21 protein-coding genes are annotated in these 22792 nt (G+C 60.7%); 11 read left to right on the forward strand and 10 right to left on the reverse strand.

Annotation, left to right across the window (positions count from 1 at the left end; genetic code table 11):
- Positions 1-1350, reverse strand: coding sequence for a colicin-like pore-forming protein (locus ACP39K_RS03930; protein ID WP_342148584.1), 1350 nt, complete (start codon positions 1348-1350; stop codon positions 1-3).
- A gap of 305 nt (positions 1351-1655) precedes the next feature.
- Here ACP39K_RS03930 and ACP39K_RS03935 point away from each other — a divergent pair, with 305 nt between their 5' ends.
- Entirely contained in the window at positions 1656-2735 is a 1080-nt protein-coding gene (locus ACP39K_RS03935) for a transketolase-like TK C-terminal-containing protein (protein WP_244757675.1), read from the forward strand.
- On the opposite strand, the gene ACP39K_RS03940 is transcribed toward ACP39K_RS03935, so the two are convergent.
- Complete coding sequence (locus tag ACP39K_RS03940; protein ID WP_028128123.1) at positions 2736-3173, reverse strand: MarR family winged helix-turn-helix transcriptional regulator; 438 nt, start codon at positions 3171-3173, stop codon at positions 2736-2738. It lies immediately after the preceding gene.
- A gap of 154 nt (positions 3174-3327) precedes the next feature.
- Between ACP39K_RS03940 and aceE the strand changes: the two genes are divergently transcribed.
- Positions 3328-6003, forward strand: coding sequence for a pyruvate dehydrogenase (acetyl-transferring), homodimeric type (gene aceE / locus ACP39K_RS03945; protein WP_330764977.1), 2676 nt, complete (start codon positions 3328-3330; stop codon positions 6001-6003).
- Positions 6004-6030: 27 nt separating this feature from the next.
- Here the strand turns inward: aceE and umuC are convergent, their stop codons facing one another.
- Positions 6031-7347 (reverse strand): translesion error-prone DNA polymerase V subunit UmuC, encoded by a 1317-nt coding sequence (gene umuC / locus ACP39K_RS03950; RefSeq protein WP_033639990.1) that lies wholly within the window; start codon positions 7345-7347, stop codon positions 6031-6033.
- 2 nt (positions 7348-7349) lie between these two features.
- On the reverse strand, positions 7350-7784 hold the full coding sequence (gene umuD, locus ACP39K_RS03955; RefSeq protein ID WP_033639989.1) for a translesion error-prone DNA polymerase V autoproteolytic subunit: 435 nt from the start codon (positions 7782-7784) through the stop codon (positions 7350-7352).
- A 294-nt stretch (positions 7785-8078) separates the two neighbouring features.
- On the opposite strand from umuD, the gene fdhD reads away from it, so the two are divergent.
- The 3 genes from fdhD to ACP39K_RS03970 are packed head-to-tail and all read left to right on the forward strand — an operon-like array spanning position 8079 to position 10894.
- Positions 8079-8921, forward strand: a complete 843-nt coding sequence (fdhD, locus tag ACP39K_RS03960; protein ID WP_033639988.1) for a formate dehydrogenase accessory sulfurtransferase FdhD — start codon at positions 8079-8081, stop codon at positions 8919-8921.
- A gap of 58 nt (positions 8922-8979) precedes the next feature.
- Complete coding sequence (locus tag ACP39K_RS03965) at positions 8980-9897, forward strand: bestrophin family protein (RefSeq protein ID WP_016927223.1); 918 nt, start codon at positions 8980-8982, stop codon at positions 9895-9897.
- Between the two features lie 34 nt (positions 9898-9931).
- Entirely contained in the window at positions 9932-10894 is a 963-nt protein-coding gene (locus ACP39K_RS03970; RefSeq protein ID WP_016927222.1) for a Dyp-type peroxidase, read from the forward strand.
- A gap of 32 nt (positions 10895-10926) precedes the next feature.
- On the opposite strand, the gene arsC is transcribed toward ACP39K_RS03970, so the two are convergent.
- The 3 genes from arsC to ACP39K_RS03985 all read right to left on the reverse strand — a co-directional run bounded on the left by arsC (position 10927) and on the right by ACP39K_RS03985 (position 13052).
- The gene (gene arsC, locus ACP39K_RS03975) at positions 10927-11352 is read right to left on the reverse strand and encodes an arsenate reductase (glutaredoxin) (protein ID WP_497008304.1); all 426 of its coding nucleotides are present in this window, start codon (positions 11350-11352) and stop codon (positions 10927-10929) included.
- Positions 11353-11366: 14 nt separating this feature from the next.
- Entirely contained in the window at positions 11367-12656 is a 1290-nt protein-coding gene (locus tag ACP39K_RS03980) for an arsenic transporter (RefSeq protein ID WP_497008305.1), read from the reverse strand.
- A gap of 69 nt (positions 12657-12725) precedes the next feature.
- Positions 12726-13052 (reverse strand): metalloregulator ArsR/SmtB family transcription factor, encoded by a 327-nt coding sequence (locus ACP39K_RS03985; protein ID WP_016927219.1) that lies wholly within the window; start codon positions 13050-13052, stop codon positions 12726-12728.
- A 151-nt stretch (positions 13053-13203) separates the two neighbouring features.
- On the opposite strand from ACP39K_RS03985, the gene ACP39K_RS03990 reads away from it, so the two are divergent.
- The 4 genes from ACP39K_RS03990 (at position 13204) to ACP39K_RS04005 (ending at position 16174) form a co-directional block, all read left to right on the forward strand.
- Entirely contained in the window at positions 13204-14313 is a 1110-nt protein-coding gene (locus tag ACP39K_RS03990) for a YbdK family carboxylate-amine ligase (RefSeq protein ID WP_048795629.1), read from the forward strand.
- Positions 14314-14408: 95 nt separating this feature from the next.
- The gene (locus ACP39K_RS03995) at positions 14409-14588 is read left to right on the forward strand and encodes a hypothetical protein (protein ID WP_004935085.1); all 180 of its coding nucleotides are present in this window, start codon (positions 14409-14411) and stop codon (positions 14586-14588) included.
- A gap of 213 nt (positions 14589-14801) precedes the next feature.
- Positions 14802-15398 (forward strand): hypothetical protein, encoded by a 597-nt coding sequence (locus tag ACP39K_RS04000; RefSeq protein WP_015378329.1) that lies wholly within the window; start codon positions 14802-14804, stop codon positions 15396-15398.
- Between the two features lie 2 nt (positions 15399-15400).
- Entirely contained in the window at positions 15401-16174 is a 774-nt protein-coding gene (locus ACP39K_RS04005) for a DUF3307 domain-containing protein (RefSeq protein WP_048795628.1), read from the forward strand.
- Between the two features lie 48 nt (positions 16175-16222).
- Here ACP39K_RS04005 and mgtA read toward each other — a convergent pair whose 3' ends face one another.
- Both mgtA and ACP39K_RS04015 read right to left on the reverse strand, forming a co-directional pair.
- A complete protein-coding gene (gene mgtA / locus ACP39K_RS04010) occupies positions 16223-18922 on the reverse strand; it encodes a magnesium-translocating P-type ATPase (protein WP_497008306.1) in 2700 nt (899 codons plus the stop codon).
- A 243-nt stretch (positions 18923-19165) separates the two neighbouring features.
- Positions 19166-19864 (reverse strand): MgtC family protein, encoded by a 699-nt coding sequence (locus tag ACP39K_RS04015; protein ID WP_025303346.1) that lies wholly within the window; start codon positions 19862-19864, stop codon positions 19166-19168.
- A gap of 433 nt (positions 19865-20297) precedes the next feature.
- On the opposite strand from ACP39K_RS04015, the gene ACP39K_RS04020 reads away from it, so the two are divergent.
- Both ACP39K_RS04020 and ACP39K_RS04025 read left to right on the forward strand, forming a co-directional pair.
- Entirely contained in the window at positions 20298-20459 is a 162-nt protein-coding gene (locus tag ACP39K_RS04020; protein WP_162883457.1) for a hypothetical protein, read from the forward strand.
- 61 nt (positions 20460-20520) lie between these two features.
- Complete coding sequence (locus ACP39K_RS04025) at positions 20521-21906, forward strand: CoA transferase (protein ID WP_048795627.1); 1386 nt, start codon at positions 20521-20523, stop codon at positions 21904-21906.
- On the opposite strand, the gene ACP39K_RS04030 is transcribed toward ACP39K_RS04025, so the two are convergent.
- Positions 21903-22778: a LysR substrate-binding domain-containing protein gene (locus ACP39K_RS04030; protein ID WP_033639982.1), complete on the reverse strand. Its 876-nt coding sequence runs from the start codon at positions 22776-22778 to the stop codon at positions 21903-21905. The two genes, ACP39K_RS04025 and ACP39K_RS04030, sit on opposite strands and share 4 nt — an antisense overlap.
- Positions 22779-22792: the final 14 nt, after the last annotated feature.

Here is a 22792-nt window from a genome sequence, read left to right on the forward strand (position 1 = left end):
TTACAGGTCAGCGACCCACTTCTCCAGCTCCCCCGCACGTTCCGCATCGATATAGCTGGTGGCCCAGCCAAACAGGTAAGCGAAGGCGAAAATGCCCACCGTCGACGACACCAGCGTCGGCGCGAAAAACGCGGCGATAGCGGAAAGCGTATACCCTGCGCCGATCGACAACCCGAGCGCTTCGAGCTGGTTGCGGAACGCTTTCCAGTTGCCGGTTGAGAAACCTTCAATCGCGGCGTTTACCAGATCCGCGCCCTTGATCGCCCAGTCCACCCCGGTGAAGACCTTGCCCAATACCCGCGCATTGCGGGCATACTGTTCCGCATCGATCATTTTCAGCCAGGCGACAATCGCCGCTTTGTCCTGCGCCTTGAGCTTTTTGTTCAGGCCCTTCGTCAATTGCTCGTAGGTTTTCTCCGCATCTTGCACGTTGCGGATATATTTTCCTTGAATTCCCGCCTCCAAATCTTTGGCGAGTTTGGCGTATTTCACGCCGATCTTTTCCGCGATATCTTTATTGATACCTGCGGCCAGGCTGACGCCATCCTTGATGGCTTTTAATTCCGCATTTTGATATTCGACGAATTCCTTAACGATCGTTTTTACCGAGCCGGGCGATTTTACCGGCTTGCCGTTGGCATATTTCACCTCCATGGCATTCAGGTTATCCCCTCTCACCACGGCGATAAACGCGGGCCGGTTCTTATTGGCCTTATAGTAGAGGTTGTAGGTCGCCACTCCGTCTTGCTTTTCCACCTTTAAATGATGAAAACCGTAGTAACTCCCGGTCGTGCGGGTCGTCGAGAATTCGCCGGTTTTGCCGTTGCCATGCCAACCGCTGACGGGCCGATCGCGATGCGAGTCTGTCACGAAACTGCCTAACGAAGAGGCGCCGATCTGCCCGGCATTCAGGCCATTGTTGCCGCCTTTGCCAGGGGGTGAGGGCTTGCGCGCATGGCCGGTTTCGATATCCCCGATCGCCACTGTCACCCCCTTGGCGTTGACCCCCATCACCAGCCCTCCCAGGCCAATGTGCTTCGCCTGATCGGCCGTCAAACCGGTGGCGGAAAGGCTCAGCGTGCCGGATGGGCTGACGCTTTCAATATGCAATTTCGCATCCGGGTTAATTCTGCGCGCCGCCTTAATCACCGCCTCCAGCTTCATGCGCAGCGCCGGATCGTTTTGGATCGCCGCTATCTGTTGCTGTTCCGGGCTGTTGCCGGCGCCGGCGCCGCCGCGATCGCGATCGCCGGAATGGCCTTTATCGCCGCCCCCCGGCTCAGGGCCCGTACCGCGTTCAGAACTCCAGTTAGTCCCATCTCCTTTACCGCCATAATTAAATCCAGGCATATGCTTTCATCCTTATTTCGTTTTATTTTTAAGATGCCGATATTCTCGTTTAACGCGGATTGACACGCGCATTATCCCTATCGGCAAACCGTTTTTAGCTGCCCGTCATTTATAAAAAACCGCAGAAATAAGGACAACGGATGGCGGCTGTCTGGTCGGTGAAACAAATAGGATCGCGTCTGCAGAACCTGAATATATCGCCGCGGGTCACGCCTGGATGGCTGCGACTTGTTCAGAAGTCATTGGCACACGCCATGAATTGCAATTACAATCATCGCACTTGCAACTTAAAGGGAATGCTCCGCATGTCGCCTCAACGTATAACACTGCCCGCCGCCTCGGCCAGGACCAGAACCCTGGCCGAAACCTGTATCCGCAAGATGACCTCCGTCTGCCAAAAAGCCGGCGCTTCGCGCCCTTCCTCCAGCGCCTGGACGGCGCAAACGCTGGGCGAACTCAACGCCAGCGGCGACATCTGGCTTATCGACGGCAGAAGGCGCGCCGAGCCGCCAAGCTCCCGCTACGCCACCGCCTGGCCGCTCTGGTTTGGCCATCAATCGGAGCGTTATGAGAAGCCGTTGTTTTACTTCGTCAACACGCCCTCGGTGGACATGCTCCGCGGGCTTGAGCCGGAAACCAATCGCAAGGGGATTTTCATCAGCGATGCAGATACCGGCAGTGCCGATTTGCCGAAAGGCGTTCAGGCCTGGTTCCCGCTTCAGCTCACGGCCATGCCGGGCTGGTTGCCTTTCGATCCGGCCAATGCCAGAGAAACCGGCGCGATACTCCATCACGCCCTGCGCGCGCTCTATCTGGAGGGAACGAGGAAGATGGTGTATCTCGCGACCAACGCAGACAATGGCCCCCTCTCTTCAGGGGAGCCGTTTGTCGCAGAACAGGCGTTCAGGGGAATGTATCGCGTTGCCGCCGCGGCGGACTCGCCGTTGCAGGTTCGTCTGTGCGGCGCCGGCCGTGCGCTCGCCCGCGTTCAGCAAGCGGCCGAGGTGTTGAAAAACTGGGGGATTGCGTCTGAAATCTGGAGCTGCCCCAGCTACACGCGGTTGGCGCAGGACGCCGAACTCGCCGACATGCAACGCCAGGACACCGGCGGCGAATGCCATCTGAAAACGTGCCTGGGTGCCGGGAATGCCCCCGTCGTCGCCGTCACCGACTACTCGCACCTGATTGCCAATCAGCTCAAGCGATTCATTCCCGCACGCTTTGCCGCGGTGGGCTCAGATTCACGGGTGCGCAGCGAAATCCACTACCCGCAGGCGGAATGGATTGCGCTCTGCGCCCTCAAACTGCTGGCCGACGAGCAGAAAATCCCTTCGGCGCTGATCGCCGATGCGCTGCGCGTTCTGCACATCACGCCCGATGCCTGATCATTCTCTGGCCAGCTGCATCGCATTGTTCAACGCGTCGGAGAAGCGTGCGATCTCTTCTTCGCTGAACTGGTTGAGAAAGTGGGTGTTGACCACCGAACGGTAGATCTCCCACATCTTTTTCCGCAGGGCCTTGCCTTCCTCTGTGATAGTCGCGAAGGAGGCCCGGCGATCGTCATCCGATCGAAAACGCGTGACCAACCGCTCTTTTTCCAGGCGATCCATCAGGCGGGTCAGGTTGTAACGCTCAATCACCAACACGTCCGCCAGCTCATGCATGCGGCGTGTGCCGTTTTCCCCGCTTTCCAATCCCCATAACACGTCATACCAGGCGTAAACCGGCAGCCCCGCTTCCGACAACTTCGCCTCTATCTTTCTGATCATCGCCCGATGCGCGCGCACAAAGGAGAACCACAGGTCGGGTTGTTTATCTGTCATGTCATTTTTCTCGTCAAAACCGGTGAGTTGCAATTGCAATTGTAAAGGGATAGAGTGGCTTTCGCTATTGTTGCATTTGCAATTCTTGCACTTGCAACTTACTAAACCCCTGTATCGCTCAGCGCCTTATCAGGTAAGTACATTTGGAGCCTTTATGAACCAACCCGCGGTAAAAGCAGATCTTGACCCACAGGAGACGGCTGAATGGCTTGAGGCATTTGAAGGTGTCACTGACATCGACGGCCGTGAACGCGCGCATTTTTTGTTGGAAAGAATGGCCGAGGCCGATCAGCGCAAGCACGGTGATTTCTTCAGCCTGGTCACCACGCCCTACGTGAATACGATCCCGGCCTATAAGCAACCGACGTATCCCGGCGATCTGGCCGCTGAAGCGCGCATCAATGCGTTTATTCGCTGGAACGCCATGGCGATGGTGCTGCGCGCCGGCAAACATTCCAACGTCGGCGGGCATATCGCCACCTACCAGTCGGCCGCAGTGCTTTACGATGTGGGATTCACGCATTTCTTCCGTGGGCGCACCGATGATTTCGCCGGCGACATGGTGTATATCCAGGGGCATTCCGCCCCCGGCATTTATGGCCGCGCCTATCTCGAAGGCCGCATCGACGAGGAACTGCTCGACAACTTTCGCCGCGAATCCACACGCCGCGGCCTCTCCTCCTACCCGCACCCGCGGCTGATGCCGGATTTCTGGCAATATCCCACCGTTTCGATGGGGCTGGGGCCGCTGACCGCCGCCTACCAGGCGCGCTACATGCGCTATCTGGAATACCGCGAACTGAAACCGCACCAGGGGAGAAAGGTGTGGGCGTTTCTCGGCGACGGCGAGATGGATCAGCCGGAATCGCTGGCGGCGATTGCGCTGGGTGGGCGAGAAAAACTCGATAACCTGATCTTCGTCGTGAACTGCAACCTGCAACGGCTGGATGGCCCCGTGCGCGGCAACGGCAAGATTATTCAGGAGCTGGAAGGCACCTTCAAAGCCGCCGGCTGGCAGGTGATCAAAGTAATTTGGGGCAGCGGCTGGGACAAACTGCTGCAAAAAGACCGCTCCGGATTGCTGATGCAGCGCATGATGGAGTGCGTCGACGGCGATTACCAAACCTTCAAGTCGCAAAGCGGCGCCTATGTGCGGGAGCATTTCTTCGGCAAGTACCCGGAATTGCTCGAGCTGGTCGCCGACCTGAGCGACGATGAGATCTGGGCGCTGCACCGCGGCGGCCACGATCCGCAAAAGGTGTACGCCGCCTACCATCAGGCGGTGCATACCACGGGCAGACCGACGGTGGTGCTGGCCAAAACCGTCAAAGGGTTTGGCATGGGGGAAGCCGGTGAAGGGCAGAACATCAACCACCAGCTGAAAAAAATGAGCCAGGATGCGGTGAAAGCCTTCCGCGACCGATTAGGGCTGACCATCTCCGACGCCCAACTGGCAGAAATCCCTTACCTGAAGCCCGAACCCGACAGCGCGGCGGCGAAGTACATCACCGCGACGCGCACTGCGCTGGGCGGCTACATTCCTGCCCGCTTCGGCCAATCCGCTCCGCTGGCGATACCGGAACTATCGCGCTTCGAGGGCCTCCTGAAAGGCAGCGGCGAACGCAACATGTCGACCACCATGGCTTTCGTCAATATCCTCGGCACGCTGCTCAAAGACGCCAACATCGGCAAACTGATCGTGCCCATCGTGCCGGACGAGTCGCGCACGTTCGGCATGGAAGGCCTGTTCCGCCAGATTGGCATCCATTCCTGGCTCGGCCAGCTGTATACCCCGCAAGACGCCGGGCAGCTCAGCTACTACAAAGAGGCCAAAGACGGCCAGATTTTGCAGGAAGGCATCAACGAATCCGGCGCAATATCGACCTGGATCGCCGCCGGCACCGCCTACAGCAACCACGATGTCGCGACGATCCCGTTCTATATCTTCTACTCCATGTTCGGGCTGCAGCGGGTGGGCGATCTCGCCTGGGCGGCGGCCGACGCGCGCACCAAGGGTTTCCTGCTCGGCGCCACCTCCGGCAGAACCACCCTGATGGGCGAAGGCTTGCAGCATGACGACGGCCACAGCCACGTGCTGTCTTCGGTGATCCCCAGCTGCGTCTCCTACGATCCGACCTATGCCTATGAACTCGCGGTGATCGTCCAGAGCGGCATGCGCAGAATGTTCGTTGAACAAGAGGATATTTACTACTACATCACCTTGCTCAACGAGGGCTACCCGCAGCCGTCGATGCCGGCGGGCGTGGAGGACGGGATTATCCAGGGCGCCTATTTGCTCAAACGGAACGAAGCGGCAAACCAAGAGAGCCCGCGCGCTCAACTGGTCGCCAGCGGCGCCATCATGCGCGAGGCGCTGGCGGCGGCGGAGCTGTTGGCGGCGGACTTTGGCGTCGCCAGCGATATCTGGAGCGCCACCAGCCTGAGCGAGCTGCGCCGCAACGGCATGGCGGCCGAACGCTGGAACCTGCTGCATCCGGAAGATCCGCCGAAAGTTCCTTATATTCAGAGCCTGCTGGCGGCGCATCCCGGCCCGGTGGTGGTGGTAACGGACTATATGAAGATCGTCGGCGATCAGATCAAACCGTTCTTGCCCGACCGTACTTTTATCGCCTTGGGCACCGACGGCTTTGGTCGCTCGGACACCCGCGAGGCGCTGCGTGAGTTCTTCGAGGTCAACCGCCATTTCATCGCGCTCGCCGCGTTGAAGCTGCTGGCTGACGAAGGCCGTATCGCCCGCAGCGAGGTCAACCGCGCCATGGTACTGTATGGCATCGCCCCCGATAAGCCGGATCCGGCGACGGTGAAGTAACACTCGGCCTACCCACGCCGCCGGTTGTCACCCGCGGCGTTTTTCTTCCTTCGATTCAGCGGTGCGCGGCGCCCGCTCCCCCAGCCGCGCCACCGGGATATCCGCCAGCCGGGTGGTGTAGGCCGGCGACAGCATGTCGCGCTTCATTTGCCACGGCTTGACGATCCCCTGCCCGGCGAACCATACGCGCCCGCGCCCTTCCTGATTCAGGCGATCGAGAGTCGCCATCAGCCGTTCGCTGTTGCGGCGCGGCGGGCAGTCGTCGAACAGGTCGATCTGCGCCATGGCGGCGGCGCTGAAATCCCCCAGCACCACGCCGCCCTTCAGGTAACGTCGCCCCTCCTGCCAGATGCTCTCCAGCGCGCGCACCGCCATGGCGATGATGTCGCGGCTGTCGTTGCTCGGGGTTTGCAGCCGGGCGGTGCCCATATTGCTGTAATACCCTTCGCCCGCCGAATGCGGGCTGGTTTTGATAAACACCGAGACGTTGCGGCAGTAGCGCTTTTCCTGCCGCAGCTTTTCGGCGGCGCGTTCGGCGTAGCTGCAAATCGCCTCGCGCATGTGCGGATAATGCGTCAACCGCTGGCCGAACGAACGGGAACAGATGATCTGCTCTTTCGCCGCCGCCTCATCTTCCCACTGCAGGCATGACTCGCCGCGCAGCTCGCGTATCGTGCGTTCCAGCACTACGCTGAAGGTTTTACGCGCCAGCCGGGTATCGCAGTCCGCCAGCTGTAGCGCGGTGTGAATACCCATCGCCTGCAGCTGGCGAGTCAGGCGGCGCCCCACGCCCCACACCTCTTCCACCGGAAGCAACGCCAGCAATTTACGCTGGCGCACCGGATCGGATAAATCCACCACGCCGCCGGTGCCGCGCCATTTCTTGGCGGCGAAGTTGGCCAGCTTGGCCAGCGTTTTGCTCGGCGCAATGCCGACCCCGACCGTCAAATGCAGCTCGCGCCGGATGCGATCGCGCACCCGCTGGCCGAACGGCTCCAGCGCCTCGCAGTGGGCCACGCCGTCCAGCCGCAGAAAGGCTTCGTCCAGCGAATAAATCTCCACCGCCGGCGCCATCTCCTCCAGCGTGTCCATCACCCGGCGGGACATATCGGCGTACAGCGCGTAGTTGGAGGAGAACACCGCAACGTTGCGACGGCGCATCTCCGCTTTGATTTTGAAATAAGGCGCGCCCATCGGCACGCCCAACGCCTTCGCCTCGGCGCTGCGGGCGATCACGCAGCCGTCGTTGTTGGACAGCACAATCACCGGTCGCCCCCGCAGGTCGGGCCGAAAGATGGTCTCGCAGGAAGCATAGAAACTGTTGACGTCTACCAGGGCGAACATGGCTACCGCGCCGCGTAGACGATAAAGGTCACCACGCCGAAAATCTCCAGCTGCGCTTCGTCGTCGAACACGATCGGCGCGTAGGCGGGGTTCATCGGCAACAGCCGCACATCGGGGTGGCGCTGCAGTTTTTTGACGGTGAATTCGCCGTCCACCGCGGCGATCACGATATTGCCGTGCTCCGGCGTCAGGGCGCTGTCGACAATCAGCAAATCGCCATCCCGGATATTGCCGTCGATCATCGATTCGCCGCTGGCGCGCACGAAATAGGTGGCGTTGGGGTGCCGCACCAGCAGCCTGCCGATATCCAGCCGCCCTTCGACGTAGTCCTGCGCCGGGGAAGGAAAACCGCAGGCCACGCGATCGGCAAACAGCGGTAACGTTAGGGGCTCACCTGGTGAAAAAGCATACAACCTTGAATTGCTCAGCATAATCATAACCAAACTGTATATTTATACAGTAAAGCATAAACAAAACGCGAACGCGTGCAACCCCCTATCCCCCTGCGGATCGCGCTTTGTCGCGTAATATAATAATTTTCTGAGCGATTTTTTTTTACGCCTGCTAAGTGTTTCACTGCCCCTTGCACACACGTTATCCACCAAAACTGTGGATAACCTGCAGGGCGTGATTCCCTACGCGAGCGGGATCAGAATCCTGTATAATCCCCACACCTGCTAATAAGAATTCATCCTCGTCGGCGCCTCGTCACCGACGGTCACGAGAACGTTATGAACAAGCACCTACTCCTCGCAGAAACCGACGATATCAAACAGGAATGCCTGTCGCGCCACGCGGTCTGGCAGCGCAACGATCTGGCACAGGCGCATCAGGATTGGCTGGCGGAAGAAGTGCCGGTCGCCCTGGTGTACAACGGCATTTCCCACGTGGTGATGATGGCGACGCCGAAAGATCTGGCGGCCTTCGCCATCGGTTTTTCGCTGTCCGAAGGCATCATCGCCTCCCCCGACGACATCTACGACATCCGCCAGCAACCGGCCTGCAACGGCATTGAAGTGCATGTGGAACTCTCGAGCCGCCGCTTTATGCAGCTGAAAGAGAAGCGCCGCAGCCTGGCCGGCCGCACCGGCTGCGGCGTCTGCGGGGTGGAACAGCTGCAGGAGGTTGCTCAGCCCATCGCGCCGCTGCCTTTCACGCAACGTTTCGATTTGGCGCTGCTCGACCGGGCGTTGGCGCAGCTGCAGGACGTGCAAACGGTGGGGAAACTGACCGGCTGCACCCACGCGGCGGCCTGGATCCAGCCGGACGGCGCGCTCAGCGGCGGATGTGAAGACGTCGGCCGCCACGTGGCGCTCGACAAGCTGCTGGGCTACCGCAGCCAACAGGCGTGGCTGCAGGGTGCGGCGCTCGTGTCGAGCCGCGCCAGCTATGAAATGGTGCAAAAATCCGCCATGTGCGGCGTCGAGATCCTGTTCGCCGTTTCCGCCGCCACCCGCCTGGCGGTGGAGGTGGCCGAGCGCAGCAACCTGACGCTGGTGGGCTTCAGCAAGCCGGGGCGCGCCACCGTCTATACGCACCCGCAGCGGCTCTGGCAATCGACAACGGCGGCCTAACGCCGCCGGATAAGAATCGACTATTCTCAATAGCAGGACACCAGGAAGCATCCACGTCATGATAATTCGCCCGCACCAGAACTGGTTTTTTCGCCTGTTCGCCTGGCACGGTTCCGTGCTGTCAAAGATCACCTTTCGTCTGTCGCTGAACGTGCTGATGTCGATAGTGGCGGTGATCAGCTACCAATGGTACGAACAGCTCGGCGTGCATTTAACCATCGCGCCGTTCAGCCTGCTGGGCATCGCCATCGCGATTTTTCTCGGCTTTCGCAATAATGCCGGCTACAGCCGCTTTGTCGAAGCGCGCAACCTGTGGGGCTCGTTGCTGATTACCGAGCGATCCCTGCTGCGACAGATCAAAAGCCTGCTGCCGGACGAACCGGCGGTGCAGCAAAAGGTCGCCAAGCTGCTGATCGCCTTCAGCTGGAGCCTGAAGCATCAACTGCGCGCCACCGATCCCACCGCCGATCTGTACCACAATCTCAGCAGCAAAGAGCTGGCCGAGGTGATCGCCAGCCCGATGCCGACCAACCGCATCCTGCTGATGCTGGGCCAGGAGATCGGCAAGCTGCGCCGACAGGGGCTGCTGAGCGACATCACTTTCGAGCTGCTCGACAACAAGCTGAGCGAACTGTCCCACGCCCTCGGCGGCTGCGAACGGCTCGCCAGCACGCCGGTGCCGTTCGCCTATACCCTGATCCTGCAGCGCACCGTTTACCTGTTCTGCAGCCTGTTGCCTTTTGCCCTGGTGACCGACCTGCATTACATGACACCGTTTGTTTCGGTGTTCATTTCCTATACCTTCTTATCCTGGGACTCACTGGCCGAAGAGCTGGAGGATCCGTTTGGCGTGTCGGCCAACCATCTGCCGTTAAACGCCATCTGCAACACCATCGAGCGCAACCTGCTGGAAATGAATGACCAAAGCCCGCTGCCACCGCCGATGAAACCCGACGAGCACTTTAATTTGATCTGATCTATTTCACCCGAACACACTGGAGCCGAATGCAATGAATGCAAATACCCCCCTGCCGCAAGCCGTATTCACGCCGGTGACGCGCCATGCCATCTTTATCGTCGCCACCCTGTCGCCCGTTCCCGCCCATCTGGCGGCGGTGCGCGCCTGGTGCGGCGACATCGCCGCCGTGGTGCGTTCGGTCGGCAAACGCGCGCCGGCGGGCAACCTCACCTGCGTCTGCGGCTTCGGCTCCGAGGCCTGGGATACGCTGTTCGGCGCGCCGCGCCCTCGCCAGCTGCATCCGTTCAGCCCGATCGGCAGCGGGGAACGCGTCGCCGTCGCCACGCCTGGCGACATCCTGCTGCATATCCGCGCCGATGAAATGGATCTGTGTTTTGAACTGGCCTCTCAGTTGACCGCCAAGCTCGGCGACGCCGTGACGGTGATCGAGGAGGTGCACGGCTTCCGTTACTTCGATCAGCGCGCCATGATCGGCTTCGTCGACGGCACGGAGAACCCGGAAGGGCACGAAGCCTTCGACTACACGGTGATCGGCGACGAAGACGCGGCGTTCAGCGGCGGCAGCTATGTGCTGGTGCAGAAATACCTGCACGACATGCAGGGCTGGAATTCGCTCAGCGTGGAAACGCAGGAGAAGATCATCGGCCGCCATAAGCAGTCCAACATCGAGCTGGATGAAGCGGTCAAACCGTCGTCGTCGCACAGTTCGCTGACCACCATCACCGACGAGCAAGGCAACGAGGTGAAAATTCTGCGCGACAACATGCCGTTCGGCCGCCCCGGCCTGCGCGAGTTCGGCACCTACTTTATCGGCTATGCGCGCTCCCCGCAGCCGATCGAGCAGATGCTGGAAAACATGTTTATCGGCCGCCCGGCCGGCAACTACGATCGGCTGCTCGATTTTAGCCGCGCGGTGACCGGCACCCTGTTCTTCGTGCCTTCCGCCCCGCTGCTGGAAGCGCTGGCCGATCGCAGCGGCGCCGAACTGCACTGATTGGCCGAAATGCGGGGCCGCAGCGATCAGCCTTAGGTGATCCTGCGGCCCTGCGCGTCGATCACCGGCTCGCCGTCTTCTTTGCTGAAGGCGCCGCGCTGCGGATCCGGCACAATCTCCAACACCGCCTCCGACGGACGGCATAGGCGCGTGCCAAGCGGCGTCACCACGATGGGGCGATTGATCAGGATCGGCTGTTGCACCATGACGTCGATCAGTTGTTCGTCGCTCCAGGCGCTGTCGTCCAGCTGCAGCTCGGCGTAAGGCTCGACGTTTTTTCGCAACAACGCGCGCGGCGGCATGTTCATGTCGGCCAGCAACGCAATCAACCGTTCGCGGCTGGGAGGCGTTTCCAGATACAGAATCACCTCCGGCTCAACGCCGCTGTTGCGGATCAGCGCCAACGTATTGCGCGACGTGCCGCAGGCCGGGTTGTGATAAATCTTGATACTGCTCATGACGGTTTCTCCGGTTAGGATAAAACGGACAGCCGCAGCGCCAGCGCTGCCAGGGTGACGAACAGAATTGGCAGCGTCATCACCAGTCCTGCGCGGAAATAATAGCCCCAGGTAATGACGATGTTTTTCCTTGCCAACACATGCAGCCACAGCAACGTGGCCAGGCTGCCGATCGGGGTGATTTTAGGGCCGAGATCGCTGCCGATGACGTTAGCGTAAATCATCGCCTGCCTGATGACGCCTTCCGCGCCGCTGCCGTCGATCGACAGCGCCCCCACCAGCACCGTCGGCATGTTATTCATGACGGAAGAGAGAAACGCACTCAGGAAGCCGGTGCCGAGCGTCGCCGCCCACAGCCCCTGCCGCGCCAGCGCATCCAGCACGCCGGACAGCAGATCGGTCAAGCCGGCATTGCGCAGCCCATAGACCACCAGATACATGCCCAGCGAGAAAATCACGATCTGCCAGGGCGCCCCGCGCAGCAATTTACCGGTATCGATCGCCCGCCCGCGTTTCGCAACCGCCAGCAGCACCAGCGCGCCGCTGGCGGCGACCAAACTCACCGGCACGCCGAGCGGTTCCAGGGCGAAAAAGCCAATCAGCAACAGCGCCAATACCGCCCAACCGGCTCGAAACGTCGCGCGATCGCGAATCGCTTCCCGCGGCGCCGGTAAACGCGTCAGCGCATAGCCCGGCGGAATATCCTTGCGGAAGAACAGATGCAACATCACCAGCGTCGCCGCCACGGCGACGAGGTTGACCGGCACCATCACCGCCGCATACTCCGTAAAGCCCAAGTGAAAGAAATCCGCCGAAACGATATTCACCAGGTTGGACACCACCAGCGGCAGGCTGGCGGTATCGGCGATAAAGCCCGCCGCCATGACGAAAGCCAGCACCGCAGCAGGACGAAAACCGAGCGCCGACAGCATGGCGATCACGATCGGCGTGAGGATTAACGCGGCGCCATCATTGGCGAACAGCGCCGCCACAGCCGCGCCCAACAGGAGCATATAGGTAAACAGCCAGCGGCCCCTGCCGTTGCCCCAGCGCGCGACGTGCAAGGCGGCCCAGGCGAAAAAGCCGCTTTCATCCAGCAACAGGCTGATGATGATGACGGCGATAAAGGTCGCAGTCGCATTCCAGACTATCTGCCATACCACGGGGATGTCGCCGACGTGCACCACGCCGCTCAATAATGCCAATCCCGCCCCGATCGACGCACTCCAGCCAATACCCAGCCCTTTCGGTTGCCAGATGACCAAGATCAACGTCAGAATAAAGATCGCCCCTGCCACTATCATTGCTGCCCTTCCGCCCTTTTAAGTTTACATATTCGATTTTTCATATGTGTTTGCGTAAATTTTTTACCGTTACGGACAACCTTTCGCCACGCGTTGCGCTAACTCCGACATCTGTTCTGGCCGGCACTGATAAGCCTGCTCAATAATCGCCGCCGCCCAGGCCGGCATATGCGGCGACAGGCGATAATGTATCCATTTGCCATCGCGCCGATCGAGCAGCAGCCCGCTTTCACGCAGCATCGCCAGATGCCTTGAAATCTTGGGTTGCGGCAGCGCCAGTGCGCCCGACAGCTCGCACACGCACAGTTCACCGGCGTGGCGCAACAGCAGCACCAAGGTCAGGCGCGTCTCGTCAGACAGGTTTTTAAACAGCTTCAGCGGCGTCAATGACGGCATGTCACACTCCCGTTAACCTTTCTCTTCATCACAGCTCGCTCGTGAAGATACCAGCTTCACATTCGAAAAAACAAATATAAAATGCAAAACGTTGCCCTCCTCACCGAGACATATACTTATCTTTATGCCGTTCTTGCAGGAAGGAGGTACCATGCCGCTCACATTCAAACGTTCGGAAAGGCTCTCCATCGGCACCGAAATAGAGTTACAGCTGGTCGATGCCGAGCACTACGATCTTACGGATCGAGCCGATCGGGTGGTCAGCGCGGTCGGCGACCGCCGGCGCGTCAAGCATGAGCTCACCAAATCGATGGTGGAGCTGAACAGCTCGGTGCACCGCGATCTCGATGAGCTGCACACCGAGCTGCGCGCCCTGACCCATACCGTCCGGCGCTGCGCGCAGCGCCTGGGCTGTGACGTCTGCGGCGGTGGCCGTCACCTGAGCAACGACTGGCGCAAGCAGGTCATCAGCGACAACGCGCGCTACAGGCAGTTGGCCAGCCGTTTTGGCTATCTCTCCAAGCTGGCCTGCGTGTTCGGCCAACACATTCACCTCGGCGTTAACGACGGGGACGAGGCGATGTACCTGTGCCATGCGCTGACGCCCTACTTTCCGCAGCTGATCGCGCTCAGCGCCTCGTCGCCGCTGTATCAGGGCGTCGACACGCGCTTTGCCAGTTCCCGCTTCAGCGCTCAGAACTCCTTCCCCAACTACGGATGCCTGGAACACATCTACAGCTGGCATGAATTCAACGCCTACTACGAACGGTTGAATGCCGCCGGCGTGATTGAAAGCGTCAAGGATATTTACTGGGATGCGCGGCCAAAACCGGAGCTGGGCACGGTGGAGATCCGCATCTGCGATACGCCGCTGCGCCTCACCCACGCCGTGCTGCTGGTCGGTTACTGCCGCCTGCTGGCCGATTTTCTGTTGCAGCGCCGTTCGCCGATCGCGCCGGAATACGATGCCTTCACCAATTACAACAAGATCAACGCCTATCGCAGCGGCTTTGCCGCCGAATACGTCGATCCCGCGACGCTGCGCCGCAGCAGCCTGACCGCCCACATCCTGCACACTCTCGAAGCGCTGAGCGGTTTTGCCGAGCGACGGGAGGATCGTGCCCTGCTGCAGGCCGTCGAGCGCCATGTCCGCCAGGGCATCAGCGATTCGGAGCATATCCGCCAGATGTTGCACAACGGCCTGCCGCAAGCTCAGGTGATCAAGCGCCTGTGCGATGAGCTGTTGCAACCGGCAAGTTAAGTTTCGGCTATCGATTCCATACGCCAAAGCCGCTGTTCATTATGTGCTCTTTCGCTACAATCGTGAGCACTGACATTCACCGTATCGAGGACACCATGTACAACTTCTCCCGCTATCAGGCAAAAGAACTGGCGCTGGCTTACATGAGCGGCAAAAAACACGATCTGTCGCCGCAGGAATTTTTGCAGCAGCTGAAAAGCAGCGAGCGATCGTTTGAGCATCTGCTGAAACACGGCAGCGAAATGCCGCGTGACGTGCTGGTTAAAAGCTTCTGAACAGCCGGTTGCCGGCCATTTTCCCTCTACGCCGCCGGTGGCGAGCCTGACAGGCCCGCGCATTCCCGGCCGTTCATTCCCCGTTCCTCATCCTGCCTCATTTCGTCCCCACAGGCGAAAACCCCATAAATTCGCACTCATAGGCGAATTATTGACATATTCGTATCCAGGTGCGAATTTATAGTTATCTCTCCACAAACAATGGAACGCGCCATGCCGACGCCAATCAGCGTAATCAGCGGCGATCTGGTGGATTCCCGCCGATCAGACACCGTCAACTACCTCAATGGGCTGCATAACCTGCTCGATCGACTGCGGCGTGACGGGCGGCTGCATCAGGTGGAAATCTTTCGCGGCGATGCCTTCCAGGCGCAGGCCGCCCCGGAGGACGGGCTGTTGCTGGCGGTGTACATTCGCCTCGCGCTGCGAGCGATGGGCGCCGCGCACTGGGATGCGCGCATCGCCGTCGGGCTGGGCAGCCAACGGCCCGACGCCGCCGGTTACGGCAGCGCCTTTATCAACTCCGGCAGCGCGCTGGACGCCATGGCAAAAAATTGCCGGCTGGCTCTGAAAACCGACAACGATCGGACAAACGCCATTGTCAGCGATCTGCTGCCGATGTTAGATCATGTGATTGGCCGCCTGTCACAGGCCGAAGCGCGCATCGTTCAGGCGAGAATGTTCGCCGACAGCGGCGCCGCCGTGGCGGACCAGCTGCAAAAAGCCGCCTCCACGGTCTCCGCCGCGCTGAAACGCGCGGCCTACGAGGAAATCATGCGGTTTATTCACGCCATTAACAGGATCGTCTGACCATGGATCTGACCTATGCGCCTTTGCTGGCCTGGCTGTTGCTCGTCCATCTGCTGGCGGATTTTCCGCTGCAGCCGCTGAGTTGGGTGGAAGATAAAATTCGGCATCGCGCGCGTTCGCGTTTTCTGGTGTTGCACGCGTTGCTGCACGGGGTGCTGGCCGCCTGGGCGGTGGCCGGTTTCGGCCTGCTGCATGGCGGGCTTTCTTCACTGCAGGTGCTGGCCAGCCTGCTGGCCATCGCCGTCAGCCACTACCTGATCGATTTGCTGAAAGTCACCGCGATGAACCGCCTGAGCCCGGCCCGCAGTTTCCTGCTCGATCAGGGATTGCATCTGGCGGTGATCGCCTTGCTGTGGCTGGGGCTAACGCCGAACGCCGGTGAACTGCTCGCCGCGCTGGGGCGGCAGCTGGGGCGTTGGCAAACCGGGCTGGTGCTGGTGGCCTACAGCCTGATTTATCTGCCGATGAGCCTGCTGATCGGGCAACTGCTGGCGCACTGGACGCCGCAAATGCCGCCTTCGGCCAAGGCCGACAACGACTCGCTGCTGCGCGCGGGCAAACAGATTGGCTATCTGGAGAGAACGCTGATCCTGACCTTTGTGCTGCTGGGGCAAATCCCGGCGATCGGCTTTTTGCTGGCGGCCAAATCTATCTTCCGTTTCGGCGATCTGCGCCAGAGCGATGATAAGATGCGTACCGAGTATGTGCTGCTCGGCACGTTGTTTTCCTTCACGCTGACCATCATGCTCGGCCTGCTGGTCAACAAACTGCTGTAGCGGTGCAGGGGCGAAGAATTTCGCCCCTGGAGTGAACGCCGAGGCGGCTTACAGCCACTCGCCGAAGCGGCGGATATAGAAACGCTTCATCAACTGGGCGACCACGCAGTAGCTGACCAGCGTAGCGGCCAACCACGGGAAGTATTCCCACGGCAGCGGCTGCAGGCCAACCAGGGCGCCGAGCGGCGAGAACGGAATGTAGATGCCGAGCGCCATCACCAACCCGGTGGTCAGCAACACCGGCAGCGCCGCGGTGCTCTGAATGAACGGGATCTTCTGGGTACGCAGCATATGCACCACCAGCGTTTGCGACAGCAGCCCCTCAATGAACCAGCCGGACTGGAACAGCGCCTGGTGTTCTACGCTGTTGGCGGCGAAGACGTACCACATCAGCGCATAGGTCGTAATATCGAAGATCGACGAGGTCGGCCCAATCCACAGCATAAAGCGCCCGATGTTTTTGGAATCCCACTTGCGCGGCTTGCGCAGGAACTCTTTGTCCATCTTGTCCCACGGCAGCGACAGCTGGGAAATGTCGTACATCAGGTTTTGAATCAACAGGTGGATCGCCAGCATCGGCAGGAACGGGATGAAAGCGCTCGCCACCAGCACCGAGAACACGTTGCCGAAGTTGGAGCTGGCGGTCATGTTCAGGTACTTGATGATATTGCCGAAGGTTTCGCGCCCTTTGATCACCCCCTCTTCCAGCACCATCAGGTTCTTTTCCAACAGGATGATGTCCGCCGATTCCTTGGCGATGTCGGTGCCGGTGTCGACCGAGATGCCGACGTCGGCGTCGCGCAGCGCCGGCGCATCGTTGATGCCGTCGCCGAGGAAGCCGACGGTATGGCCGTTGGCCTGCAGCATTTTCAGCACCCGCGATTTTTGCAGCGGCGTCAGCTTGGTGAAGACCGTGCGTTGTTCCACTTCGCGCGCCAGCTCTTCGTCATCCATCTGTTCAATCTGCAGCCCGGAGAGCGGCTCACCCGGCTCCAGCCCGACATCGCGGCAAATCTTGCAGGTGATCACCGGGTTGTCGCCGGTCAGCACCTTCACCGTCACGCCGTTTTCCTGCAGTGCGGCGATCGCCTGCTGCGCGCTCTCCTTTGGCGGATCGAGGAAAGTCAGCAGCCCTTGCACCACCATGTCGCGCTCGTCGGCCACGCTCAACGGTTCGGTTGGGCGCTTCGCATCCAGCTCGCGCGTCGCCAGCACCAGCACGCGGAAACCGTCTTCGTTATACTCGCGGGCCAGCGCCTGCAGCGCCGCACGGCGCGCGTCGTCCAGTTCCAGCGTTTTGTCGCCTTCACGCACGTGGGTGGCGATCTCGAGCATCTCCTCTACCGCGCCCTTACAGATCAGCTGCTGCTTGCCATTTTCGTCCGCCACCACGATCGACAAACGGCGGCGCACGAAATCGAACGGCAGCTCATCCACCTTGCTGAAACGGCCCAGGGCTTCGATTCCCGGTTTGCCGCGCCCGAAACGGATCACCGCCTGGTCCATCAGGTTCTTCATGCCGCTCTGATGGAAGCTGTTCAGCCAGGCCAGGTGCAACACCTCGTTATCCCTGGCGCCAGTGACGTCGATGTGGTGCTCGAGAATGATGCGATCCTGGGTCAGGGTGCCGGTCTTGTCGGTGCAGAGCACGTCCATGGCACCGAAGTTCTGAATGGCGTTCAGGCGCTTCACCACCACCTTGCGGCGTGACATGGCGATCGCCCCTTTCGCCAGGTTGGAGCTGACGATCATCGGCAGCATTTCCGGCGTCAGGCCGACCGCCACCGCCAGTGCGAACAGCGCCGCCTCGCTCCAGTCGCCTTTGGTGAAGCCGTTGATCAGCAACACCACCGGCACCATCACCAGCATGAAGCGAATCAGCAGCCAGCTGACGCTGTTCACCCCGCGATCGAACGCGGTTTGCGCCCGCGAACCGACGATCGACTTGGCCAGCGAGCCGAAGTAAGTGCGCCCGCCGGTTGCCACCACCACCGCCGTGGCGGTGCCGCTGGCGACGTTGGTGCCCATCAGGCAGATATTGGACAGCTCAAGCAGCGCGTTCTCGCTGGACACTTCCCCTTCACTCGACTTCTGCGCCACGTTGCCCATGGCATCGTATTTCTCGATCGGGATCGCTTCGCCGGTCAAAATCGCCTGGCTGATGAACAGATCGCGCGAGGCGATAAGACGCACGTCGGCCGGCACCATGTCACCGGCGGAGAGCTGAATGATATCCCCCGGCACCAGTTCGCGGATCGGCACTTCCAGCGTCAGCGGATGCGCGCTGTAGCTGCTGCGGCGCAGCACAGTAGCGGTGGTGCGCACCATCGACTTCAACGCTTCCGCCGCTTTGTTGGTCCGGTATTCCTGCCAAAAACGCAGCAGCCCGCTCAGCGTGACCATGGTCAGAATGATAATGACGCCGGTGAGTTCAGTTTCTTCACCGTTCTGGCGCGGCAGCCAATAGTCGGTAAAGAAACTGATCGCAGCCAGCACCATCAGTACGAAGATAAACGGGTTGTTGAAGGCCTTGATCAGCTGGATCAGGGCATGCGGCGCCTTGTCATGGGCGACCTGATTGGCGCCGAACTGCTCCAGCCGCTCATCGGCGTCGTCCTGAGTCAAGCCGTTGCGGTTGCACTTCAGGTTCGCCAGCGTTTGGGCGATGCTGTTGGTCGCCTCTTGCGCAATGGCGTAGGCCGCCGCATCTTTATCACGGCGACGCATTCTTTCATTAATCTGAGTCATAACGCTATTCTCTTATTTTCGTTCTACGCACAGGGATATCCCGCCCGATAAACAGGTGATTCTGCGCAGAGTGGAATTTTTAATTAGCGTGACTAAATGGCGGAATTACCCTGTCAGCCACGCAAGAATCATTTCCCTTCCGGGGTCATCGTCCATAACGCCTCCTTAATGCCCCACGTTATTCAAGGTGCTCATGAATAAAACCGAACATATAATCAAGTTAATCAATATTTATATTATTATTCAGACCGGTAATTCGGACGCGACGCGCCAGCGAACGGCACTCACGCTTTTTTCCAGACTGACGCGGCAAACAATACCTTCGATTTCTTTTTGCGCGGCCGGGGTGGCGGTAATTTCCGCGCACACTTCCAATTGCCCCGGACTGGAAATATCGGCGCTGCGCAAGGATTGCAGCCGCAAGGCGACGCCGTTCAGCGCCTGCAGGATCAGGGTGCGCACCAGAATTTCGTCCTGCTCGCCGCAGGTCACCTGAATGCGGTAGCACAGTTCCAGATCGGTCGCCTGCTGATGCGGCTGCAGATTGATGCGCTGCGCGGCTTCGCGCAGCAGGATATTGGCGCACAGGATCACCAGCGTAGCGACCACCGCATCCCAATGCTGGCCCAGGCCGCACAGGACGCCAATCCCCGCCGAACACCACAGCGTGGCGGCGGTGTTGAGGCCGCGAATGTTCAGCCCTTCACGCATGATAACGCCGGCGCCGAGGAAACCAATACCGGATACGATCTGCGCGGCCACCCGGCCGGCGCTGGCCGGATCGGTGGACATGGAGCTGAGAATAAAGACCGCCGCACCGGTCGCCACCAGCGCATTGGTGCGCAGGCCGGCCATGCGCTGGCGCCACTGGCGCTCAGCGCCAATTACCGCGCCCAGGCACATCGCCAGCAATAAATTTAAAACGAAAGGAGTCATCGCCATGACTGTCCCCTTAATTAACCGCAGGAGATAAAATCATGTGCTGTTTAGCACACGCGAAAGCGCGCTGAAAATAAATCAGCGAATCAGCGTGTCGTGCCTGGAGGGAAAAGGCTGTGGCTGTAAAATACCATAATAACGTCCAACTCGATTCACCTGAAACCGTCAGGCATCAGGAAACGTTTATTACTCGGGTATGCACAGCTCAGAAATAACTGGAGAGGGGTGCTGCCCGCCGATAACGGCAAGCAACAAATCAGAAGAGAATTGGTCAGCTTGCCTTATTTGTTTTATTACAACTACAACTGTCCAATTGGGTTTCTCCACCGAAATTTTGGCTGAGTATAGTGACGTCGGATAATGAAGTAAAGGCTAATTTATTAAACGAAAAATAAACTGGAATACGGCGATGATATTTCGATGTCACGAATAGAAGATGGCGACATTGGGCGCCGACGCCGCCTTCCGGCCGCTGCATCAGGCCCTGTGGGACAAAGCGCTGACCGCCAATTTCAGCGCGCAGCCTTTCGCCGGCATCGCGGCCCACAGCCTGCGCGCCACACTGGCCGACGGCCGCACGTTCGACGTTGCGCCTTAGCAAGGTCGCCGGCGGTGGGCTACGCTAGGCTATATTTCCGACGACCCGCAAGGAGTGGCCGATGACGCCTCTGATCCACACTCTGCTCGACGAAATTTGGCAAAGCCTGGGGCAGCGCCCCGCCCCCGCCGACCGGCTAACCGTAAGCGGCACCGGCGCATTGCCTTCGGCGTTTCCCGTGACCGAATTGGCTACCGCCGCCTGGGGCGCCGCCGGTTTGGCCTGCGCCGAGTTGCTTCGCCGCGAGGCGGCCGACGCGCCGCAGGTCTGGATCGATCAACGCCTGGCCTCGCTCTGGTTCGGCTGGACGCTGCGTCCGCTGGGGTGGACGCTGCCTGCGGCCTGGGATGCACTGGCCGGCGACTATGCGACGGCGGATGGCTGGATACGCCTGCATACCAATGCGCCGCACCATCGGCGAGCGGTGGAGCAGGTGCTGGGTTCGGCATCGGATAAAGGCACGCTGGCGGAACGCGTGCTGGGCTGGAAAAAAAGCGAGCTGGAGGAAGCGGTGATCGAGGCCGGCGGCTGCGCGGCCCAAATGCGCTCGGCGGCCGCGTGGCGACAACATATTCAGGGCAAAAGCGTGGCGCTCGAACCGCTAATCCACGCCTCGCTGCAGCCGGAAGCGCCACCGCCGGGCTGGGCGCTACCCGTCGCCCGGCCGCTGCACGGCGTGCGGGTGCTGGACCTGACGCGCATTCTCGCCGGGCCGATCGCCACGCGTTTTCTTGCCGGTTTGGGCGCCGACGTGCTGCGCATCGATCCCTACGGTTGGGATGAGCCCGGCGTTGAACATGAAGTCATGCTGGGCAAACGCAGCGCGCGCCTCAACCTGACCAATGCGCACGATCGCCATACGTTTGAACATCTGCTGAGAAACACCGACGTGATCGTGCACGGCTACCGTGCCGGTGCGCTGGAGAAGTTGGGCTATGGCGCGGAGGAAAGACGCGCGCTGGCGCCGGGCCTGATAGACGTCTGCCTGAATGCCTACGGCTGGAGCGGGCCGTGGCGCACCCGGCGCGGTTTCGACAGCCTGGTACAGATGAGCTGCGGGTTGGCGGAGGCGGGCATGGTTTGGCGCAGCGCCAGTTTGCCGGTGCCGTTGCCGGTACAGGCGCTGGATCACGCCACCGGCTATTTGATGGCGGCGGCGGTGCTGACCGGTATGGCGCAGCGCCTGAGCCGCGGCACCGGCTACCACGCGCGGCTGTCGCTGGCGCGCACGGCGCAGTTGCTGCTGGCGCATCCCTGTTCGGCAGACTATCGGCCGGAACCGCTGGCGCCAGCCGGAACCGCCGACGAGAATCCGGAAACGGAATTGACTTACTGGGGGGCCGCGCAACGCCTGCGCGCCCCGTTAAGCCTGCAGGGCACGGCGCTGCAGTGGGCGCTGCCGGCGACTACGCTCGGCACCTCGCAACCGGAATGGCTACGCCGCTAAATCGCCGCCAACTGTTGCTGCAGCCACTGCAGCAAGCGGGTGACCGCCGGCGTCAACCCGGCGGTCTGCGGCCACACCAGATAAACGTCGTCATCGCTCAGACGACGGGGCGCGGCCAACGCCACCAGTCTCCCCGCGTCGAGAGCATCCTGGACCAGCAGCTTTTTCGCCAACGCGATGCCAAACCCTTGCTCCGCCGCGCGAATCAACAACCCGGCATCGTTGAACAACGCCTGTTGCCGCCCGCATAACGGCCGCCCCTGCGCGTTGAACCAGTCGCGCCAGGGACTGACGTCGTGCTCGAGCAACGGAATATCGCCACCGTTCTCGAACGCCGCCCCCCATTCTCGCGCCATATCCGGCGAAGCGACAGGCAGCACGTCACCCGACGCGATGCGCTGCGCCTGCAGCCCCGCCCATTGACCGCTGCCGATGCGGATCGCCGCATCGAACCCTCGCTGCGACAGATCCTGCAGCGCCAGCGACGCATCGATATCCAGCGCAATATCGGCGCAGGCCTCATGAAAAGCAGGCAGACGCGGCAACAGCCAATAATGGGCAAAAGACGGTAACACGCTGATGCGCAGCGTCTGGCTTGTCGCCGCACGCCGGGCGCGGGCGACGCCCTGCTGCAGCGCCTGCAGCGCCGGCTCTACCGCCGCCAGCAACTCTCGCCCGGCGGCATTCAGGCGCACGCCGCGCCCGCGCCGTTCAAACAGCGGATAGCCGACCGCCTGCTCCAGCAGCTGAATTTGCTGGCTGACCGCACCGTGCGTCAAATGCACCTGTTCCGCCGTAGCGCGCAAATTTTCCAACCTGGCGGCGATCGCAAAGGTCGGCAAGACATGCAGGGGAATGCGTTCATTCATCATTGGTTAACCAGGCT

The organism is Serratia sp. EC4 (genome assembly GCF_059652115.1).

Coding starts and splice junctions, on each gene's coding strand:
- ACP39K_RS04000 (WP_015378329.1), top strand. CDS start 14,802: ATGCCGACGCCAATCAGCGTAATCAGCGGCGATCTGGTGGATTCCCGC.
- ACP39K_RS04015 (WP_025303346.1), bottom strand. CDS start 19,864: ATGGCGATGACTCCTTTCGTTTTAAATTTATTGCTGGCGATGTGCCTG.
- ACP39K_RS03990 (WP_048795629.1), top strand. CDS start 13,204: ATGCCGCTCACATTCAAACGTTCGGAAAGGCTCTCCATCGGCACCGAA.
- umuC (WP_033639990.1), bottom strand. CDS start 7,347: ATGTTCGCCCTGGTAGACGTCAACAGTTTCTATGCTTCCTGCGAGACC.
- umuD (WP_033639989.1), bottom strand. CDS start 7,784: ATGATTATGCTGAGCAATTCAAGGTTGTATGCTTTTTCACCAGGTGAG.
- ACP39K_RS04030 (WP_033639982.1), bottom strand. CDS start 22,778: ATGATGAATGAACGCATTCCCCTGCATGTCTTGCCGACCTTTGCGATC.
- ACP39K_RS04020 (WP_162883457.1), top strand. CDS start 20,298: ATGGCGACATTGGGCGCCGACGCCGCCTTCCGGCCGCTGCATCAGGCC.
- ACP39K_RS03965 (WP_016927223.1), top strand. CDS start 8,980: ATGATAATTCGCCCGCACCAGAACTGGTTTTTTCGCCTGTTCGCCTGG.
- fdhD (WP_033639988.1), top strand. CDS start 8,079: ATGAACAAGCACCTACTCCTCGCAGAAACCGACGATATCAAACAGGAA.
- ACP39K_RS03985 (WP_016927219.1), bottom strand. CDS start 13,052: ATGCCGTCATTGACGCCGCTGAAGCTGTTTAAAAACCTGTCTGACGAG.
- ACP39K_RS03995 (WP_004935085.1), top strand. CDS start 14,409: ATGTACAACTTCTCCCGCTATCAGGCAAAAGAACTGGCGCTGGCTTAC.
- ACP39K_RS03935 (WP_244757675.1), top strand. CDS start 1,656: ATGTCGCCTCAACGTATAACACTGCCCGCCGCCTCGGCCAGGACCAGA.
- mgtA (WP_497008306.1), bottom strand. CDS start 18,922: ATGACTCAGATTAATGAAAGAATGCGTCGCCGTGATAAAGATGCGGCG.
- ACP39K_RS03970 (WP_016927222.1), top strand. CDS start 9,932: ATGAATGCAAATACCCCCCTGCCGCAAGCCGTATTCACGCCGGTGACG.
- aceE (WP_330764977.1), top strand. CDS start 3,328: ATGAACCAACCCGCGGTAAAAGCAGATCTTGACCCACAGGAGACGGCT.
- ACP39K_RS04005 (WP_048795628.1), top strand. CDS start 15,401: ATGGATCTGACCTATGCGCCTTTGCTGGCCTGGCTGTTGCTCGTCCAT.
- ACP39K_RS03980 (WP_497008305.1), bottom strand. CDS start 12,656: ATGATAGTGGCAGGGGCGATCTTTATTCTGACGTTGATCTTGGTCATC.
- arsC (WP_497008304.1), bottom strand. CDS start 11,352: ATGAGCAGTATCAAGATTTATCACAACCCGGCCTGCGGCACGTCGCGC.
- ACP39K_RS03930 (WP_342148584.1), bottom strand. CDS start 1,350: ATGCCTGGATTTAATTATGGCGGTAAAGGAGATGGGACTAACTGGAGT.
- ACP39K_RS04025 (WP_048795627.1), top strand. CDS start 20,521: ATGACGCCTCTGATCCACACTCTGCTCGACGAAATTTGGCAAAGCCTG.
- ACP39K_RS03940 (WP_028128123.1), bottom strand. CDS start 3,173: ATGACAGATAAACAACCCGACCTGTGGTTCTCCTTTGTGCGCGCGCAT.